The 1,107-nt window shown below is 75.2% G+C and carries 1 protein-coding gene; it reads right to left on the reverse strand.

Going from position 1 to position 1,107, the window contains the following annotated elements; all coding sequences use genetic code 11:
- Window positions 1–163: 163 nt before the first annotated feature.
- A complete protein-coding gene (locus tag AB8Z75_RS34830; protein WP_369209130.1) occupies window positions 164–940 on the reverse strand; it encodes an RNA polymerase sigma factor in 777 nt (258 codons plus the stop codon).
- Between the last annotated feature and the right edge of the window lie 167 nt (window positions 941–1,107).

Genomic DNA, 1,107 nt, shown 5'->3' on the forward strand with positions numbered 1-1,107 from the left:
GGGTGGGAGGGTCCGGCGGTGTCCGTGGCCCGCGCGGCACCGGGCCGGGGCCGCACAGCCGAACCCGCTTCGCTTCCCCCACCGTCCGGTGGGTCGACCGGCAGACCTCGCAGCAAACGCTCCGCGGTCTCTTCGTCCAGCCAGCTGTACCGGTCGTCCGCCATCACGTTTCCCTCAGCGTTCGTGTGGCTTTATGCGTCACACCGCGGGCGATGCCACGGGCCCTGCCCTTCGCGGCTCCGCCGCCTGGCCTGGGCTTGGGGCCGCGCCCGCCGGAGTCGCCGACGGGTCCCTGCGCGGAGCCGCCGACGGATCCCTGCACGGAGCCGCCGCCGACGGCGTCCGCACCGCCTCCGGTGTCCTCTGCCGCGCCTGCGGGGATGTCGCGCGCGTGGTCCTCGAGCAGCTCGGCGAGCTTGCGCAGCCCGCGGTGCGCGGCGGTGCGCACCGCGCCGGAGCGCTTGCCGAGCACCTGCGCGGTGCTCTTGGCGTCCAGTCCGACCACCACGCGCAGCACCACGGCCTCCGCCTGGTCGCGCGGGAGTTGGGATATGAGCGCCATGGTGCTGCTGGTTCCCAACGCCTCCAGGGCCTCGGCCGCGGTGTCGGCGCCGGCCGGCAGTCCGGCCAGTTCGCTCTCGTCGCCGCCGACGGCGGGCCTGCGGCCACGCATCCGCAGGTGGTCGAGTGCCCGGTTGCGGGCGATGCGGGCGGCCCAGCCGCGGAACCTGTCGGCGTCTCCCGCGAACCGCGGGAGGTCGCGGGCTATCTGGAGCCACGCCTCGGAGGCGACGTCCTCGGCGTCCGCGTCGGGTACGAGGGTGCGGACGTAGCCGAGAAGGCGCGGGTGCACGGCCCGGTAGACGGTGCGGAAGGCGGTCTCGTCCCCCTCCTGCGCCGCGCGTACCGCAGCGGTCAGCTCCGCGTCGTCCCCCTGCACGCTCGTGTCTCGCCCCACTCCGCGAAGGTCTCAGTGCTCTGCGCCGCCGCGCGAGGACACGTACCGCCGCCTGCGGTGGTCCGCGTCCCGGCTGCCGGGGTCGGTCGTCCCGGCGCGGCGCGAGGAGCACGCTAAGGCCAAGTGTGCACGCTCGTCCATGCCGGAGG

Origin of the sequence: Streptomyces sp. PU-14G (assembly GCF_041028275.1) — a bacterium.
Lineage (GTDB): Bacteria > Actinomycetota > Actinomycetes > Streptomycetales > Streptomycetaceae > Streptomyces.